Annotated in this window: 15 protein-coding genes and 4 pseudogenes; 10 read left to right on the top strand and 9 right to left on the bottom strand. The window is 29.9% G+C overall.

The genetic code is table 11. The features are described from left to right. Positions 1-190: 190 nt before the first annotated feature. Entirely contained in the window at positions 191-1,861 is a 1,671-nt protein-coding gene (asnB, locus tag JJC03_RS12635; RefSeq protein ID WP_088397977.1) for an asparagine synthase B, read from the bottom strand. Positions 1,862-2,316: 455 nt separating this feature from the next. Then, positions 2,317-2,921 (bottom strand): annotated as a pseudogene (locus tag JJC03_RS12630) (NUDIX hydrolase). 7 nt (positions 2,922-2,928) lie between these two features. Between JJC03_RS12630 and pyrE the strand changes: the two are divergent. The 4 genes and pseudogenes from pyrE to JJC03_RS12610 all read left to right on the top strand — a co-directional run bounded on the left by pyrE (position 2,929) and on the right by JJC03_RS12610 (position 6,711). Further along, positions 2,929-3,575: pseudogene (gene pyrE / locus JJC03_RS12625) on the top strand (orotate phosphoribosyltransferase). 18 nt (positions 3,576-3,593) lie between these two features. Further along, positions 3,594-3,985: pseudogene (locus JJC03_RS12620) on the top strand (SRPBCC family protein). A 176-nt stretch (positions 3,986-4,161) separates the two neighbouring features. Then, complete coding sequence (locus JJC03_RS12615) at positions 4,162-6,012, top strand: DEAD/DEAH box helicase (protein ID WP_088397973.1); 1,851 nt, start codon at positions 4,162-4,164, stop codon at positions 6,010-6,012. Between the two features lie 129 nt (positions 6,013-6,141). Beyond that, a complete protein-coding gene (locus tag JJC03_RS12610; protein WP_235873414.1) occupies positions 6,142-6,711 on the top strand; it encodes a pentapeptide repeat-containing protein in 570 nt (189 codons plus the stop codon). Positions 6,712-7,009: 298 nt separating this feature from the next. On the opposite strand, the gene JJC03_RS12605 is transcribed toward JJC03_RS12610, so the two are convergent. Further along, on the bottom strand, positions 7,010-7,609 hold the full coding sequence (locus JJC03_RS12605) for a nitroreductase family protein (RefSeq protein ID WP_088397971.1): 600 nt from the start codon (positions 7,607-7,609) through the stop codon (positions 7,010-7,012). 91 nt (positions 7,610-7,700) lie between these two features. On the opposite strand from JJC03_RS12605, the gene JJC03_RS12600 reads away from it, so the two are divergent. Beyond that, on the top strand, positions 7,701-8,069 hold the full coding sequence (locus tag JJC03_RS12600; RefSeq protein ID WP_088397970.1) for a winged helix-turn-helix transcriptional regulator: 369 nt from the start codon (positions 7,701-7,703) through the stop codon (positions 8,067-8,069). Here the strand turns inward: JJC03_RS12600 and JJC03_RS12595 are convergent. From JJC03_RS12595 to JJC03_RS18075, 4 genes are read right to left on the bottom strand one after another with little or no spacing between them, the layout of a single operon-like run. Next, the gene (locus JJC03_RS12595) at positions 8,059-8,736 is read right to left on the bottom strand and encodes an ABC transporter ATP-binding protein (RefSeq protein ID WP_088397969.1); all 678 of its coding nucleotides are present in this window, start codon (positions 8,734-8,736) and stop codon (positions 8,059-8,061) included. The genes JJC03_RS12600 and JJC03_RS12595 overlap by 11 nt on opposite strands. Next, positions 8,736-9,992, bottom strand: coding sequence for an ABC transporter permease (locus JJC03_RS12590; RefSeq protein WP_088444940.1), 1,257 nt, complete (start codon positions 9,990-9,992; stop codon positions 8,736-8,738). Before JJC03_RS12590 ends, JJC03_RS12595 begins: the two co-directional genes overlap by 1 nt. Then, the gene (locus tag JJC03_RS18080) at positions 9,992-10,357 is read right to left on the bottom strand and encodes an efflux RND transporter periplasmic adaptor subunit (RefSeq protein ID WP_258931890.1); all 366 of its coding nucleotides are present in this window, start codon (positions 10,355-10,357) and stop codon (positions 9,992-9,994) included. Before JJC03_RS18080 ends, JJC03_RS12590 begins: the two co-directional genes overlap by 1 nt. A gap of 23 nt (positions 10,358-10,380) precedes the next feature. Continuing rightward, complete coding sequence (locus JJC03_RS18075) at positions 10,381-11,073, bottom strand: efflux RND transporter periplasmic adaptor subunit (protein ID WP_258931888.1); 693 nt, start codon at positions 11,071-11,073, stop codon at positions 10,381-10,383. 379 nt (positions 11,074-11,452) lie between these two features. On the opposite strand from JJC03_RS18075, the pseudogene ygiD reads away from it, so the two are divergent. The 3 genes and pseudogenes from ygiD to JJC03_RS12570 all read left to right on the top strand — a co-directional run bounded on the left by ygiD (position 11,453) and on the right by JJC03_RS12570 (position 13,029). Beyond that, positions 11,453-12,279, top strand: a pseudogene (gene ygiD / locus JJC03_RS12580) (4,5-DOPA-extradiol-dioxygenase). Positions 12,280-12,295: 16 nt separating this feature from the next. Continuing rightward, a complete protein-coding gene (locus JJC03_RS12575; RefSeq protein ID WP_235873413.1) occupies positions 12,296-12,616 on the top strand; it encodes a ZIP family metal transporter in 321 nt (106 codons plus the stop codon). 74 nt (positions 12,617-12,690) lie between these two features. Beyond that, the gene (locus JJC03_RS12570) at positions 12,691-13,029 is read left to right on the top strand and encodes a ZIP family metal transporter (RefSeq protein ID WP_235873412.1); all 339 of its coding nucleotides are present in this window, start codon (positions 12,691-12,693) and stop codon (positions 13,027-13,029) included. Positions 13,030-13,535: 506 nt separating this feature from the next. Here JJC03_RS12570 and coaD read toward each other — a convergent pair. Next, positions 13,536-13,994, bottom strand: a complete 459-nt coding sequence (gene coaD / locus JJC03_RS12565) for a pantetheine-phosphate adenylyltransferase (protein ID WP_088397965.1) — start codon at positions 13,992-13,994, stop codon at positions 13,536-13,538. After that, positions 13,994-14,980, bottom strand: coding sequence for a D-alanine--D-alanine ligase (locus tag JJC03_RS12560; protein ID WP_088444942.1), 987 nt, complete (start codon positions 14,978-14,980; stop codon positions 13,994-13,996). Before JJC03_RS12560 ends, coaD begins: the two co-directional genes overlap by 1 nt. Before the next feature lie 194 nt (positions 14,981-15,174). On the opposite strand from JJC03_RS12560, the gene JJC03_RS12555 reads away from it, so the two are divergent. Together JJC03_RS12555 and JJC03_RS12550 are read left to right on the top strand one after the other, a co-directional pair. Then, a complete protein-coding gene (locus JJC03_RS12555) occupies positions 15,175-15,786 on the top strand; it encodes a PASTA domain-containing protein (RefSeq protein WP_088397963.1) in 612 nt (203 codons plus the stop codon). A gap of 2 nt (positions 15,787-15,788) precedes the next feature. After that, the gene (locus JJC03_RS12550) at positions 15,789-16,826 is read left to right on the top strand and encodes an RluA family pseudouridine synthase (protein WP_235873411.1); all 1,038 of its coding nucleotides are present in this window, start codon (positions 15,789-15,791) and stop codon (positions 16,824-16,826) included. The last annotated feature ends 44 nt before the right edge of the window (positions 16,827-16,870 follow it).

The raw sequence follows: 16,870 nt of genomic DNA, 5'->3' as shown, positions 1-16,870 counted from the left end.
CAAATTTTTAACTAATTTATAAAATTGTTAAAATTAGAAATATTTTAAAAATCACTTTAAAAAGACCTTAAAAACTGCCTTGCTTATAAAATTAAAACAAAAAACCTCAATAGTAATACTATTGAGGCTTACACTTTCCTATTTTTGTACATCATTAGGAAAGTGAATCAGAACACAAAATAATCTTTTTTTATTTTTCATACGCATCATCATGTACAGCAGCTACCGCTCTACCAGATGGATCATTCAGTTTTTTGAAAGCTTCATCCCATTCTAAAGCTATTTTTGTACTACAAGCTACACTTGCTTCTTGCGGTACGCATAATGCCGCTGTATCGCTTGGATAATGCTCGCTGAAAATAGTGCGATAGTAATATTCTTCTTTGTTCATTGGTGTTTGAATAGGAAATCTAAACTTAGCATTAGCCAATTGCTCATCTGAAACCTCTTTATTTACGATTTCTTTCAAGGTATCAATCCAGCTATAACCTACACCATCGCTAAATTGTTCTTTTTGTCTCCAAGCTACACTTTCTGGCAACATATCTTCAAAAGCTTTACGTAAAACCCATTTTTCCATGCGCTCTCCATTAATCATTTTATCTTGTGGGTTAATTCGCATGGCTACATCCATAAATTCTTTATCCAAGAACGGTACACGCCCTTCAATGCCCCAAGCTGCCAAACTTTTATTGGCTCTTAAACAATCGTACATGTGTAGTTTACTTAACTTTCGAACCGTTTCTTCATGGAATTCTTTGGCATTAGGCGCTTTATGGAAATATAAATAACCTCCAAACAATTCATCAGAACCTTCTCCTGACAATACCATTTTAATCCCCATTGATTTAATAACACGAGCCATAAGATACATAGGGGTACTAGCTCTAACCGTTGTTACATCATAAGTTTCTAAGTTATAAATTACATCTCGAATAGCATCTAACCCTTCTTGAATCGTAAATTTTATCTCATGATGAATCGTTCCTAAATGATCTGCTACCTTTTGTGCTGCTGCCAAATCTGGAGAGCCTTCTAAACCTACAGCAAATGAATGCAATTGTGGATACCAAGCTTCTGATGTATCATCTGATTCAATACGACGACTAGCAAACTTTTTAGCAATAGCCGACGTAATTGAAGAATCCAATCCGCCTGAAAGTAATACCCCATAAGGAACATCACTCATTAATTGACGGTGAACAGCCGCCTCTAAAGCTTCTCGTATAGCCTGAATACTGGTTTCATTTTCTTTTACTGCATCATATTCTGTCCATTCTCTATCGTACCATTTTACGAGTTGACCATCACTGCTATGTAAATAATGTCCTGGAGGAAATAATTCAATTTTTGAACAATAGCCTTCTAATGCTTTTAGCTCAGAAGCCACATAAAAAGTACCATGTTTATCCCAACCTATGTATAAAGGAATAATCCCAACATGATCGCGAGCAATAAAATAAGCATCATTCTCAACATCATATAAAGCAAAACCGAAAATTCCATTCATTTCATCTACAAATGAAGATCCTTTCTCTTGATATAAAGCTAAGATAACTTCACAATCACTTTGTGTTTTAAAATCATATTTACCTTCAAATTGCTTACGTAATTCTCTATGATTGTATATTTCTCCATTAGCCGCTAAAACTAAATTTCCATTTGGACTAAATAAAGGTTGTTTCCCTGAAGCTGGATCTACAATAGCTAAACGTTCATGAGCTAAAATAGCCTTATCATTAGAAAAGATTCCGCTCCAATCAGGTCCGCGATGACGGATAATTTTAGCCATTTCTAATACTTGAGATCTTAAAGTTTCAGATTTTTGCTTTAAATCGAAGGCACATACAATTCCACACATATTTTTTATTTTTAGATATCTGAAGTCAGATTTTATTAACTGTTTATTTCTGAAGCAAAATTGAGATATTTAATTTTAATTTTAAACCTTAAAATCTATTTCAATTAAAATATAAAACAAAAAAAAGAACAAAACAAATAAAATGAAATCAAAAAACACAAAGAAAGATCTAAAAGTTTAAATCTGTAATCTCTTAGTTAGAAAGAATGCTTTTTAGGTTTTTTCTTATTATCAATAGATAATTATTGAATAACATTTTATAGCAATATCTATTCAAATCTATTTTTACAAATAGTAATCAATTTTATATACTACAACGACAAAAGAATCTAGTATAATTTAAACAAAATGAGCCCGATACAATATCGAGCTCATCGCCATAAAAATTAAGTTTAAATTTCTCTAAACTTTTAGGTATAACCTAAAATTTAGATCGTCTCTTTCTCTTTATAATTTTATTCTTGCATCTTTTTTTCTTTTTCAAAAAGAAGTTTAATATTTTCATATGAGTTAGTTAAAGCTTCTTCTATTTGAGTAGGATTAAGCCAAGCAACTTTTTCAATCCCTTCATCTAATTGACCTACTAATAAACCATCATAATTTGTTTTCATTTCATACCATTGTGTAATTTTCAAGCGGTATTTACCATTTCTTTTAAAAACATGATACGTTTTTTCAAGTTTTTTAGTAATTACGAGATTAGTAACTCCCGTTTCCTCTTCTACTTCACGAATAGCGGTTTCTTCTATCTCTTCTCCTTTATCAATTCCCCCTTTAGGCAGATCCCATTTTCCTCCTCTATAAATAAAAAGAACTTCTCCTTTACTATTGTATACTAAACCTCCTCCAGCAAAATTCACTTTAATTTTAGATTTGAGGGTATTTAGAATCTCTTTTTCATCGGGATGATACAAATAAGCCTTTTGAATTTTGTTTTGAAAATAGCTTACAATAAGCTGTTCGATATCAATACTTTCAAGTAAAAAAACTTGAAATCAGTTTCCTTGACAAATTGATTTGTCAGGAAAAGTGGTTTGTCGTTTACAAAAACTTTATACATTTGCAGTATGATTTTTAATAAAGATACAGCGAGTAAAACTGCCGAATTGCTTTTACAAATAAATGCAATTAAATTGAATTCTAAAAATCCTTTTACATGGGCCTCTGGTTGGAAATCGCCAATCTACTGTGATAACAGGGTATTACTTTCGTTTCCGGCAATACGAAATTACGTAAAAGATGAATTTGCAAAAACATCGAAAAACAATTTGGTAAACCTGATGTAATTGCAGGTGTAGCTACAGGAGCTATTGGTATAGGAATACTAGTAGCACAAGAATTAGGACTTCCTTTTGTATATGTACGCCCTGAACCTAAAAAACATGGTCGTAAAAACCAAGTAGAAGGTTTTTTACAAAAAGGACAAAATGTTGTAGTTGTTGAAGATTTAATTAGTACAGGAAATAGCAGTTTACTAGCGGTTGAAGCATTACGTAACGAAGGAGCTAATATTAAGGGGATGGCTGCTATATTTACTTATGGTTTTCCGGTTGCTGAAGAGAATTTCAAGGGAGCCAACGTTGATCTATTTACCTTAAGTAACTATGAAAATCTTTTAGAACTAGCCGTAACTAAAAAATACATCACAGAAAAAGAACACGATTTATTAACAGATTGGAGAAAGAATCCAGCTGAATGGAATATTGAAGTATAATATTTTAAAAAAATTGATATGAATTTAGAGAGCCCAAAAGTAACGGTATCAAAATCAGCAGAATATATATTTAACGAATTATCTGACGTTAAAAATTTCGAAAAATTAATGCCTGAAAATACGGCTAAATTTGAAGTAATTGATGAAAATTGTTTCGAATTTGGTTTAAAAGGTATGCCTGAAATTAAATTAGTAAAAAAGAATCAGTACCTAATTCAAAAATTATTTTAGGAGCTGCTTCTAGCAAACTACCTTTTACATTAACAGCTAATATAAACGAAACAGCTGCTGAATCTACTGATATTCAATTAATTTTTGATGGAGAATTTAATGCTATGATGGCTATGATGATTAAAGCTCCTATCACTAAATTTATTGAAACATTAGCTCAAAACATGAGTAAACTATAATTCTTATTAAGAGAAAATAATATAAAGACAACTGCCTAGCAGTTGTTTTTTTTTGAATTTTATTTAAAATTTTAATAACCAAACTCTTATTTTTTTGAAGATATTTAAAAAAAATCTATTTCACAACATTAACTTATAACTTTTCATTACCTTTGCGCCCAATTTAAAAATAAGTAATGAATAAATTTGAACAATTAGGTCTTAACGAATCGCTAGTGCTGGCGATTAAAGATCTAGGATTTGAAAATCCCTCTGAAGTACAAGAAAAAGCGATTCCTCTATTATTAGAGCAAGATACCGACATTGTTGCATTGGCGCAAACTGGTACTGGAAAAACGGCCGCATTTGGTTTCCCTCTTATTCAAAAGATTGACGCAGAAGACAGAACTACTCAAGCATTAATCCTATCTCCTACGCGTGAATTATGTTTGCAAATTACGAATGAAATTAAACTTTATTCTAAATACATCAAAAGTTTAAATACAGTAGCTGTATATGGAGGCGCAAGTATTAATGAGCAAGCAAGAGAAGTAAAAAGAGGAGCTCAAATTATTGTTGCTACTCCTGGACGTATGCAAGACATGATTAACCGCGGAATGGTTAACATAAAAAACATTTCAATCTGTGTATTAGATGAAGCAGATGAGATGCTTAACATGGGATTTTATGATGATATCTGCTCAATTTTAGCAGATACTCCAGAAGATAAAAATACTTGGTTGTTTTCAGCTACTATGCCTGCTGAAGTAGCAAGAATTGCAAAACAATTTATGCACTCTCCTCAAGAAATTACGGTAGGTCATAAAAATCAGGGTTCAACAAATGTTTCGCATGAGTTTTATTTAGTAAATGCACGCGATCGTTATGCTGCTCTAAAACGTTTAGCAGATGCTAATCCTGATATTTTCTCTGTAATTTTTTGTAGAACAAAGAGAGATACACAAGCAATTGCTGAAAAATTAATTGAAGATGGTTATAATGCAGCTGCACTACACGGTGATTTATCACAGGCTCAACGTGACGCTGTTATGAAGGCATTCAGAGGTCGCCAAATTCAAATGTTAGTAGCTACTGACGTTGCAGCACGTGGTATAGATGTAGATGATGTAACTCACGTAATTAATTACCAATTACCTGATGAAATTGAAACCTATACGCACCGTTCTGGTCGTACTGGTCGCGCTGGAAAATCAGGTACTTCAATGGTTATTATTACAAAAAGTGAATTACGCAAAATCAATCAAATAGAGCGAATCATTAAAACTAAATTTGAGGAAAGACCAATCCCTAGCGGAATTGAAATTTGTGAAATTCAATTATATCACTTAGCTAACAAAATAAAAGACGTAGAAATAGATCATGAAATTGATAACTACTTACCTGCTATCTATGATGTTCTTCAAGATTTAACAAAAGAAGAATTAATCAAAAAAATGGTATCAGTAGAATTTAATCGTTTCTTATCATATTATAAAAAATCACGTGATTTACATCAAGAATCTTCTGGAGGAAAAACTACAACTATTCCTACAGAGGGTGCTGTTCGCTATTTTATAAATATTGGTGCTCGCGATGGTTTTGAATGGATGGAACTAAAAGATTTCTTAAAAGAAAAACTAGAATTAGGTCGTGATGATGTCTTTAAAGTAGATGTAAAGGAAGGTTTTTCTTTCTTTAATACAGATGCTGAACATGTTGAATTAGTTATGAACACATTAAACGGCATTACATTAGAAGGACGCCGCATAAATGTGGAAATATCTAAAAATGATGGTTCTTCTAACAACAAACGTCGTGATCACGGCGGTAGAGGCGGAAAACGTGATGGTGGTGAACGTAGAGAAAGACGTGATGCTTCTGCTCCAAGAGGAGAAAGACGTGATGGAGGAGAAAGACGTGACAATGGAAGAAGAACTGATAGAAAAAACAGTTCTAACGACAGAGACAGAGCACCTAGAAACGAAAGACGTTCAGGAGGTGGTCGTTCAGACTCTTCTGGATCAGGTCGTAGAAGCCGTAGAAACTAATCATTTTTTAAGACTATATTTACAAAGCTGTTCATTTTTTGAGCAGCTTTTTCTTTTAAAGAGTTTCTCTTTTATTTTCAATAAAAGATGAAAACACAAATAAGATTGCTTTACTTTGCGTAAAAAAATATGCACGATTTTATCTACGACAGAAACTTTGACCAAATTATTTATGATAAATACGAATTAACCAACAAAGAGTTTGAGAATTGTTCTTTTATTAACTCTGATTTTACACAAGCTCTTTTTACTGGAACTACTTTCGTTGATTGTACTTTCAAAAATTGTAACTTCAAAGATGCCAAAATTGGTCACGTAGGTTTACGTAATGTGTTATTTATAGATAGCAACTTTACAGGTGTAAATTTCTCTATGACAGATCAAGTCATTTATGAATTTCATTTTACAAATTGTCTCTTAGATTACGCTCAGTTTTATAAACTTAAACTTAAAAAAATTCAATTTACTAATTGTAGCATGGTATCAGTAGATTTTATGAAAAGTGATTTAACAGAAGCTTTGTTTGACAACTGTAACCTTCGTTTAGCGGTTTTCTCTGACACAGATCTTACAAAATCTGATTTTTATTCTAGTCACAATTTTTCGATTAATCCCGAAAAAAACAAGTTAAAAAAAGCTATTTTTTCACAAGAAAATATTAAAGGGTTATTAGATAAATATGAAATCATTATAAAGTAGATATGATTTTATATGATCCAAAGGATTTTTTTATAATACCAATGACTATTTTAATCTTGATATTAGTAAAAAAATCGATTCTTTTTAAGACATAATTATAAACAAAAGTTTATTTTGAATTACATCAAATACTTTTTACTACAACAAAGTTAATCCGTAGTAGTTTTTATAAAATAATTTAACTAATAAGACAGTCTGATTACATTTTTTATACTAAAGAAAAATAATTTTACCTCTTATCGTGAACAACTAGTTTATGGATAAGAGGTAATATTTAGATCTACTGCAAATAAAAAAATTACATTTCAGTTATAATTTCATCTATTTCTAAACGTAATTTTGTTTTTATATGAGGCTGATTTACATCTTCCTGATCTCTTTTCCCTATAGCAACTGCAAATAACGGTTGATAGTCTGTTAAATCTAATATTTTTCTATATTTATCTTTTTCTATTCCTTCCATAGGAGTAGAATCTATTCCTAAACTAGCACAAGCTGATAAAAAATATCCTAAAGATAAGTAAACTTGATTTTTTAACCATGCTTTTATCTCTTCATCTGAAAGAGGTTTAACATATTGTTTATAATACCCTACTGCTCCTTCTGGCAATTTTTTTTCTATTTGTTCTTCAAATTTATGAATATCATCAATAACACTAAATACTACTGTATGACTTGATTCTAAAACTTTTGGTGCATTAAAATAAGAGGCTTCTGCAATACGTTTTTTAATTTCAGGATTTGATATAAAAGTAAAATGCCAAGGTTGACTATTAATAGATGATGGTGATAATTTTAATATAGCTTTTAACTTTTCAATTGTTTCTAATGAAAGTTTTTCATCAGGATTGTATTTTTTCGTTGTGTAACGCTGTTTTGCTAATTCTAAAAAATCCATACTTAAAATTTTAAATTAAACTATATTTTTTATAGTTGCAAACATATTTATAGTTTTTTATATTTGCAATAACGGTCAAAAAGATAGTAAAATGTACAAAATAGAGAATAAAATATTTCCTTGTAACACAAGTTTGACTATGAAATTTATTGGAGGAAAATGGAAAGCGGTTATATTAATTCATCTTTTTAGCAAAAAAAGGTATAGTGAATTACGAAAAGAAATACCTACGGTAACAGAAAGAACATTAAGTTTACAGCTAAAAGAATTAGAAGAAGATGGATTAATTTCAAGAACTGTTTTTTCAACTAAAGCTCCATTAAGAGTTGAATACGAGCTTACTGAATTAGGAAAAACCTTAATTCCTTTATTAAATGAAATCTCAAATTGGGGTAAATTTATTGCAGAAAAGCATCTTAATATAAAAATAGAATCTTGTATATCGGATCTTAAATCTTAACTTTACCATCTTCCATTGTAATAATTCTATGGGTTCGATTAGCAAAATCAGGATCATGTGTTACGATCAATAAGGTTTGATTAAATTCTTTTGCTAATTGATTAAAAATATTAAAAACTATATCACTATTCTTTTTATCTAAATTCCCTGTTGGTTCATCTCCCATAATAATAATAGGCTTATTAATAAGTGCTCTGGCAATTGCTACCCGCTGTTTTTGTCCACCACTTAATTGATTCGGCATTTTTAATGCTTGTTCGTGCATATCAAGAGTTCTCAAATGTTGAATAGCATTATATTCAATTTCTTCCTCAGAAAGTTTACCTAATTTTAACCCTGGAAGCATAACATTACGAAGTACACTAAATTCATTAAGTAAATAATGAAACTGAAACACAAAGCCTATTTTTTCATTACGTATTTGTGCCAATTCTACGTCTGTTTTACCCGTAATGAGTTGTTCATCCATAAATATTTGACCTTCATAATCTGTATCCATTGTGGAAAGTAAATACAGCAAAGTAGATTTTCCACAACCTGATTTTCCAACAATAGAAACAAATTGACCATATTCTATTTGCAAATCAATTGTTTTTAAGACCTGCATACGCACAGGATCGTCAAAATATTTGGTCAGTTTTTTAGTTTCTAAAACAATATTATTCATTATTTTCCTCTAATAATTTCTACTGGATCAATTTTACTAGCTTTTAATGCAGGAAATAAACCTGCCACAAAAGTGGTTATTAATGCAAATGTAATTCCTATAATATAAAAAATAGGGTTATAATTTATGGGAAATGTTTTAACTGTAGGTAAAGCTGCTGTATTAAATGGAATGATATCTATAATATTTGAAAATATAAAACCTAAAAGCAAACCTAAAACACCTCCTGTTATGCCTATAATCATAGACAACAACATAAAAATCCATTTTACATCATTTCCAGAAAAACCTGTAGCTTTTAGAATAGCAATACTATCCATTTTTTCAAAAATCATCATATTCAGAATATTATAAATCCCAAACCCTGCTACAATTAAAAGTACAATGCCTACTGCGTAAGATATAATACTTCTAATAGTTGTACCTGTTTCAAATTGCGAATTAGTTGTCTGATAATCAATAGCGTCTGTAGCGTATTTAATTCTATATTCTTTTGTCAAGACAGGAGCCTGTAAAATATCATAAATTTTCACCTGAATATCAGTAATATAATTTTTAGGAACTCCTAGTATTTTTTGTGCCATAGATAAAGAAGTATAACTAGTTATATCATCTATATCTGCAATGCCTATTTGAATAATACCAACAATTTTCATAGAAGTTAATCCTCCTTTTGGTGTCGTAATTTTAATAATATCTCCTTTTTTAAGTAACATTTTATCAGACAATCCTTTACCAATAATGATGCTATTATTTTGTTGTAAATTTTCTATCTTCCCTTCTATCATATAATCATTGAGCGCAAATAATTTTTGTTCTTTTAAAACATCAATACCATTTACAATTCCAGAAATTTCTATGGTCCCTGAATTAAAAAAAACAGGTGTATTAATTTTAGGAGCTACATCGTATACACGCGTGTCTTGCTTTAAACTTTGTATAATTGACTTAGCGTTGTAAATAGATCTTCCTTTATCTTTAGGCTTTACAGATCTAATAAAGTTAACATGATCTTTATAGTCTTTAGAAATAGTTACAGGTTGATTTTTAGAAGGTTTTATTTCATTATATAAACGAACATGTGGTGTTCTATTAATAATCAAACCATCTAATAAATCATTCATACCATACATAAAGCTTACTAGGGTAATAAACATTGCGATACCAAACATCACTCCCGCTCCTGCTATAATGGTTTGTTTAAGCCTTGAACGCATTAAATGTAATGCAATAGAAAAGATTAATTTAAAATTCATCACTTAGGTAAATAAATGGTTTCTTCTACTTTTAATCCACCAATTACTTCTACATTTTGGTAATCGCTTAAGCCTATTTTTATTTTCCGTTTTTCATCTTTATTGACTAAAACATATTCATTTTCTATTAGGTAATTTCTTGGTATAGTTAATACGTTTTTACGTGTTTTTATTATAATATTCGCTTCTGCTGTTAGGTTAGGATATAATTTTTGTGGTGGTTTTACAAAATGAGCTTCTATTTTAAATGTACGTGAACGGGCATCCATAATGGGATATATTTTATTAATAGTAGCTTGAAAAACCTCTCCTTTATAACTATCCATTGTTATTAAAACTTTTTGTCCAACTTCTACTCGAACCATATCATTTTCGTCTACATCTAGTTCTAGTATATAACTATCTTTTTACCTATAATAGCTAAAGCTGTTTGCGGATTTATGACAGTTCCTTCTTTTACTAAAACATCAAATAATTCGCCAGAAAAAGCACTTTTAACAGTAAAATCATTTTGTGTTTTCTGATTAATTTTTAAATTCACATCATTACGATTTTGTTCGTTCTTTAATTGCAACTTTAATTGTGATAACTGCTTAATAGCTGTAGCATAAGCTAATTTCGCGTTTTTAAAAGATAATTCTACCTTTTCAAAATCAACTTCAGAAATAGCGTTATATTCTTTTACATTTTTACTTCGGTTATAAACAGATTCATCTAAAGTTAATTTATCTCTGGCACTTTGGACACGTAATTCAGCTTCTGCTATTTTATCTTGAATATACCTATTACTTTCTTGGCTAATTTCATAAGACAAACGAGCATTCTCAGTAGCTAAATTAGCTTTCTCGTTTTCTATTTGAAACAATGATTGTCCTTTTGAAATAGGTTGTCCAACCTTTACTTTTATATCTTGTAAGATACCTGTTACTGTACTGAAAACAATATATTGTTTATCTGCTTTTACCACTCCTGATGCGTAAACACTTTCTGTAACAGTTCCTTTTTTAGGATACATTTCTTCTGTTTCTCTTTTAGAACAAGAAACTATAGAAAACAATGAAATCAATAATATTTTTTTCATTTAGAATAATTAATTTCCGAAGAATAAATTTACGGAATTACTTGTTTTCATCTGTGACTTTTATCAGTTAATTCTATGTTTTTTAAAATTTTGTCTACTTAAAACAAAAATAGAAACTTCTTCAGTTCTTCTATTTTTTTTAAAAAAAAGAGTACAACATAGCATTTCACAACTTTTATCTTATCTGTATAACAATAATCTAAATAAAAAGAAAGTTAACTAAGGTGATAAATTAAAATTTTAAAGTGCCGTTTGATTATTTTCATAACTTTATAATTTATATGTTAGGAACTTAAGTTAAAAAATAAACAACTGAAATAAAATCAATTTCACACGATTCCTTTATTAATTTGAGTTACTTAATTTTAATATTTTTTTAATGGATTTAAATCAATTAGATACACTTATTTCTCAATTTTCTTTAACTAAAAAAATGCCGGCTTTATTTTTAGGTCACGGAAGTCCTATGAATGCTATTGAAGAAAATCAATTTGTAAGACAATTCCGAAAGATAGTTACTAGTATACCAAAACCTAATTCTATTATATGTATTTCAGCGCATTGGTATACTAACGGAACTAAAGTTACTGCAATGAATTTTCCTTCTACAATTCATGATTTTAAAGGGTTTCCTAAAAAACTTTATGATATACAATACAATGCTCCTGGAAATCCTAAATTAGCTCAATTAACACAAAACTTATTATTTCCTTTCAGTATTAATTTAGATCATGATTGGGGCCTCGATCATGGCACTTGGAGTGTCATTAAGCATTTATATCCAAATGCTGACATTCCGATCATTCAATTAAGTATTGATTATAATAAATCTACTGAATACCATTTTAAATTAGCTCAAAAGCTTCAAAAGCTACGCGAACGAGGTATTTTAATTATTGGTAGTGGAAATATCATACACAATCTTCATTTACTTGATTTTAAAAACATAAACAAAATAGATTATGGCTATGACTGGGCATTAGAGGCTTTTAATACTTTGAACGAGTATCTTTTGAATGGTAATTATAAGGCTTTAATAGAGTACGAAAAAAAGAAAAATTTTTACGTCTAGCTATCCCTACTCCTGATCATTTTCTACCTCTATTATATATATTAGGTCTTCAAGACAAAAATGAAAATTTAAGTCTATTTAACAATCATTTAGTAGGTGGATCACTCAGTATGACAAGTGTAAAAATTGGATAATTAAATTAAAAACATTATGAATGAAATTTTATTAAAAACCTTACTTTACACCTGTATTCCTTTAACAACTTTTGTCATAGGTGGTTTTATTGCTACTTATTTTAAACCTAATGCTACTTTTAGAAGCATCATTCTTCATTTTGCTGCGGGTGTTGTTTTTTCTGTAGTAGCTATTGAATTACTTCCTGATATTATCAAAAGACACCAACCTCTGTATGTAACTATTGGCTTTTTAATAGGAACAGTATTAATGTTATATATAAAAGATTTTACTGAAAAAGACGAAAATAAGCATAAAACTACGAAAGTAATTCCTAAGATTCCTATTTCTTTTTAGTAGCCATTGGAGTAGACATTCTTATTGATGGATTTTTATTAGGAATTGGTTTTACTTCTGGAGTAAAAGCTGGCTTGCTTTTAACTATAGCTTTAGCACTTGAGATGTTTTCAATGGGTATGGCTGTAGCTTCTGAATTAGCGAATGAAAGTATAACGAAAAAAAGATCTTTATTTCATATTATAGCTTTATCTAGCTTATTTCTTATTAGTGCTACTTTGGGAGGTACTCTTTTACAGAACCTTTCCAATAATTGGATGGAAGTAGTATTATCATTTGGACTTTCTGCATTACTGTTTTTAGTAACCGAAGAATTATTAGTAGAAGCTCATAATGAAACGGATAAACCAATGTATACAGCAACTTTTTTCATAGGTTTTTTAATTTTTTTAATTTTAGGAATGACTATTTAACTCTTGTTTTATGCCTTATCCATAAATATTTAGCTTTTTAATCAATATAAAACACTGCTTTTACAATATAAAAAAACTTACTTGCTTCTTTTTATTTTGCTTAACAACAAAATGATTTATTAAAACCTGCTATTTTATTTCCATTCCAATACAATTCCCGATTCTAAAATGAATGTTTGCAGTATCATTGCTTTTTAAGTGAAAACTATAAAATCTTCATTTACTGTTTTTTCTAAATCAAATTTTTGATTTTAGATTCAATTTCACTTTAGCTTCTGATTTTGTTTTATTTATATAATAGAGGTAGGTCAAAACTTGTAATAACAATAGTTAAAATTGACAAAGAGATCCATTTAGACTAAACTTTCATTAATAAACTTGCTATTTATTAATTTAAGCATCAGGTTGCGTTATTTCAACATTACTAGTAATAATTATGTTAATCTAATTTTATTTTAGAGTATAAGTTGTAGAACAAAAAAATATTCTACAACTTAATTTATATATCATCTAGTTATTCTTACAGCTTCAGGCACTAAGCTAGTGTAATCTCCTCCATTACGTACAACATCACGCACTATACTAGAAGAGATAAATGATGTATCAGGTGCTGTTAAAAGAAATACAGTATCTATTTTTGATAATAATCTATTTGTATGCGCAATTGCTTTTTCAAATTCAAAATCAGCAGGATTTCGGAGTCCTCGCAAAATAAAATCAGCTTCTAAACGCTTACATAAATCAATTGTTAATCCTTCATAAGACACAACGGTAATTTTATCTTCGTACTTAAATGTTTCTTCTATAAAACTAATACGTTCTTCTAAAGAAAACATATATTTTTTATCTGCATTAACTCCTATAGCTATTACAATTTCATCAAATAAAGGAAGGCTTCTTTCTATAATATCAATATGCCCTAAAGTTATTGGATCAAAAGATCCAGGAAAAACTGCTTTTCTCATTATTTTCTCCAAATTAATTTTCTTTGAAATGCTAATTGAATTTCGTTATCTAACATTTCGCTAAAATCTAGCTTTGCGTATTGAGCTTGTTGCGGAAAAATACTCTGTGGTGATAAACCAGGATTTGTATTCATTTCTATAAAATGAGGAATTTCATTCATAATAATAAAATCTGTTCTAGAAAAACCACTCATTCCTAAAGCTTCATAAACTTTTCTAGCTGTTTGTTCTACTTTTATACGCACCTCATCAGTTAATCTTGCTGGAGTAATTTCTTCTGATTTACCAAGATATTTAGCTTCGTAATCAAAAAAATCTGTTTGGGAAACAATTTCAGTTATACCTAATACTTTGGTTTCTCCTTTGTAATTAAATACACCTACTGAAATTTCAGTACCTTGCAAAAAAGATTCAATTAATATATCACTATCTTCTGCAAATGCAAATTCTAATGCTTTATCAAACTGGCTTAAATCAGTTACTTTAGAAACACCTAAGCTACTTCCCGATTGATTAGGTTTTACAAAAAAAGGTAATCCTAATTCATCTACAATCGTATTTTTATCTATTACCATTCCTTTTGAAAGATAAATAGATTTTGCTTTAGGGATATCAAACTTAGCTAAGACAGAAAGAGTATCACGCTTATTAAATGTTAATGCTGATTGATAAAAATTACATCCTGTATAAGGAATTTCTAATAATTCCCAATAAGCCTGAAGATGTCCATCTTCTCCCGGTGTCCCATGAATTGTATTTACAATTACATCAAACTTTATTTTTTGTCCGTCTAGTGTAAATGAAAAATCTGATTTATCCAGTAAATACTTTTGATCATTTACTAAAACAGACCAGCCTTCTGCAAGAATATGTACTTCATAAGCTTCGTACTTGTTCTGATCTAAATTACTCAATATCAACTGACCACTACGCAACGAAATTACACTTTCGTTCGAATAGCCTCCCATTACCACAGCAACTTTCATATGTATATATTTATCTTTATAAAATCATTTTAAAAGTTTTAAAAACTCTTTTTTATTCAAAATCTCTTCAAACAAAAATATCATTTTTTTTCAAATGAATTCGCTTTACTATTTTTATATCTTTGCATTTGTTGCTTTTTTATTATAAAAAACAGCACAAAAATAATAACCCATTGAAAATTAGCATTTTTAATATGAGCTGGAAACGATTTTTACTTAGTTTTACTTTTTTTAAGCAACTATTTTTCGCATTTTTAATAGTATCTGCTTCTTTATTTATCTTTATGCAGTGGATTAGCTTTACAACTAATCATGGAGAAGAAATCACTGTCCCTAACCTAAGTAAATTAACGTTAGAAGAAGCAGAAGAAAAGCTAGATGAATTAGACCTCGATTATGAACTATTAGACACTACTGATTACAATCCTTCATTTCCTAAACTTTCTATTGTTCAGCAAGACCCTAAACCAGGTAGCAAAGTAAAACAAAACCGTGTCATCTATGTAAAAATCAATGCAGAAGAATACGCTAAAGTAAGACTTCCTGATTTAATTCAAAAAACGTATCGTCAGGCTGTTCCTACCCTTAACGCACTAGGACTATCAGTAGGAGACACTACCTATGTTCCTAATCTTGCAAAAGATATGGTCTTAGAAATGAATATTAATGGTAAACCAATAAGACCTGGCCAACAAGTTTTAAAAATGACTCGCATTAATCTTGTACTAGGTGATGGAAAGATAGGCTTTGAAGAAGAGGATACAGATCCAGAAAATCAACCCATAGACTCTACTGTTACGGAATAATAATGGCGATCACATTTATAGAAAAAGAAGAGGAATGGGAAGATGATTTATATGAACATTATAAATTTTACATTCCTAAAGGACAGGGTGCAATACGTGTAGATAAATACTTAATGACTAGTATAGAGAACACTACCCGTAATAAAATACAACAAGCTGCTGAAAAAGGTTTTATTTTAGCAAATGATGTACCTGTAAAATCCAGTTACAAAATAAAACCATTTGATCAAATAAAGGTTGTCTTGTCACACCCTCCTTTTGAAAATAAAATTATTCCTGAAAATATTCCTCTGAATATTGTATACGAAGATGATTCTGTCATAGTTATTAATAAACCCGTAGGGCTAGTAGTCCATCCTGGTCATGGAAACTATACAGGAACTTTGGCTAACGCATTAGCTTTTCATTTTGAAAATCTCCCTATGAATTCGAGTAATCGACCAGGGTTAGTACACAGAATAGACAAGGACACTTCTGGCTTATTAGTTGTTGCTAAAACAGAACAAGCTATGGCTTATTTAGCCAAACAATTTGAAGAAAAAACCACAGAAAGAGAATATATTGCAATTGTGTGGGGTAATGTAGAAAAAGATTACGGTACTATTGAGGGAAATATAGCTCGTCATGCTACTGACCGCATGCAGATGGCTGTATACAATGACCCTTTAATAGGTAAACACGCTGTAACGCATTACAAAGTATTAGAACGATTAAGCTATATAACTGTTGTATCTTGTAAATTAGAAACAGGTCGTACCCATCAAATACGTGTTCACATGAAGCATATAGGGCATACTTTATTTAATGATGAACGTTATGGTGGAAATCTAATTCTAAAAGGGACTACTTTTTCAAAATATAAACAATTTGTAGAAAATTGCTTTAAAATTTTACCTCGCCAAGCTCTTCATGCTAAAACGTTGGGCTTTGAACATCCTGTTACAAAAGAATTTATGCGTTTTGATACGGAGTTACCAGAGGATATGGTTGAATGTATTGAAAAATGGAGAGTCTATGGAAAATCTAATATTTTAGATTAAGTTACTTTAAATTCTAAAAAATAGCCCAAAATTAAAAATTCAAC

This window comes from Flavobacterium oreochromis (genome assembly GCF_019565455.1).
Classification (GTDB): Bacteria; Bacteroidota; Bacteroidia; order Flavobacteriales; family Flavobacteriaceae; genus Flavobacterium; species Flavobacterium oreochromis.
Note: the sequence above shows the minus strand (reverse complement) of the source record. Positions and strands in the feature narration are given on the sequence as shown.